The sequence below is a fragment of the Priestia sp. 179-F W1.4 NHS genome, from assembly GCF_045369295.1.
Classification (GTDB): Bacteria; Bacillota; Bacilli; order Bacillales; family Bacillaceae_H; genus Priestia; species Priestia zanthoxyli.
This window is the reverse complement of record NZ_JBIQFF010000054.1, coordinates 1-1,600: the sequence shown is the minus strand read 5'-3', so window position 1 is coordinate 1,600 and position 1,600 is coordinate 1. Positions and strand designations below refer to the sequence as shown.

2 protein-coding genes are annotated in these 1,600 nt (G+C 32.2%); both read left to right on the top strand.

Annotated features, from left to right (window positions below; translation table 11 throughout):
* Window positions 1–306: 306 nt before the first annotated feature.
* Window positions 307–867, top strand: a complete 561-nt coding sequence (locus ACH0CI_RS28160; RefSeq protein WP_154992493.1) for a hypothetical protein — start codon at window positions 307–309, stop codon at window positions 865–867.
* Window positions 868–902: 35 nt separating this feature from the next.
* Window positions 903–1,472 (top strand): hypothetical protein, encoded by a 570-nt coding sequence (locus ACH0CI_RS28155; protein ID WP_154992494.1) that lies wholly within the window; start codon window positions 903–905, stop codon window positions 1,470–1,472.
* Window positions 1,473–1,600: the final 128 nt, after the last annotated feature.

Here is a 1,600-nt window from a genome sequence, read left to right as displayed (position 1 = left end):
CTTGTTTTCAACGGATCTAACCCCCGTATAACAGAGGAAACCGAGGCAAAAAACGATTTCATGTCTATACAAATAATTACTCTGTTTGGTAGCTGCCCATCATCCATTAAAAGAACTCCTTAAATAAAAGAACATTTGTTCTATATATTATATACGAACAAATGTTCTTTATTCAAGGATGAAATCTAAAGTTTTCCCGATTATTGCTATCACTTACAAAGAGTTTATTGGTACATTAAAAGGGTCAATGGTTTTATAACGTAAAAGTAAGGGTTTAAAAGGATTAAATACTAAAGGAGCTAGAAGTTGAAAAAAGAATATTTTGTGCAATATTCAGACCAAAGTATAGTTAATAGCTTTGACTTTCCAAAGGATAATTTTGTATCTATTACTGTAGGGATTAGTGAGATCAAGCATGATCTGATTACTTCCTTAATTCAAAGAATGTTCCGTTTACCAGTTTTCTTTGTTTTAGAGTCAATGATATTGGGATATGAAAAAGAGACTTTAATTGAAAATAATGTTTCTTTTTTTGAGTTTTCATCAGATGGTGCTATTATCAAAGTTGACTCTGTAGAAAAATTGAATCTTGTTAGTGGGTTAACAGAGGTATTAGTTAATAATGGACTGGGTGTATTCATTTTTCACGGGGAAAGTCTTGCAGAACAGGATTTAATTCCTTCGAGACAATGGAATAGGCCCATAGAATTTAAAAATGTCGATATATATAAAGTCAATACATTTATAGAGGTGGAAGAGGTTGGATTTACGATATTCAGTAAGAGTGATCTATTTAACTCGCCTAGAAAAGTCCAAAATTATATACCTCGTTGCTACTCACTTGATATTAATAGCAGCGATATTTAACATTTCTAGATTAAAAGGAGGAGGATTTATAGTAAATGAAATATAAAAGTAATAAGAGTATATTGAAAATGTCAGCTATCATCCTTCTTACTATAGATTTATTCTTTTATCTTTTAGCATTAAAGAGCCTATACGTTTTCTCTTTAAGGGTTTCAATATATCTTTTGATTTTTGTCCTGCACTTTATCTATCTATACATAGTCCTTATAACTGTTAGCAAAACAAAGGAGTCTAAAGTCTTCTGGGGTGTAATTGGGCCATTCTTTATTGTACCTATAGCAATCGTTGGGTGGTTTATATTCTTTTATAATAATAAAGTTGACTATTACTATCTTAGTTCACCTAATTCTACACAAAAACTTATTATTGGCTATTCTAATTGGAGTCTTGGTGAAACTAACCATTATTATGACTTTTATAGACAAACTGGATTCCCCTTGGTGAAAAAACGACTAAATCACGAATCTCTTCATGTCGTGACACGAAATACGGATATGAGCGATTTAAATGTTTTAGGAGCTCATGATGCACAATGGGTAAATGAACAAACAGTAACTTTTACATCTCCATATCTAAATAAGGGAGTAACTTTGAATTTAAAGTAGGTACCTAGTTCTACTTAAACAACAGAGTCGAGAAAAAGCCTGTATCTAAGGGGGACTGACCCCTGTTTTTGAGACAGGGATCAAAACACCTTTTAAACGACCAGTTGCCGATATTGTACCGGTGACTG

Excerpts from the sequence above, each read along its gene's own strand:
- ACH0CI_RS28155 (WP_154992494.1), top strand. The coding sequence starts at position 903 with ATGAAATATAAAAGTAATAAGAGTATATTGAAAATGTCAGCTATCATC.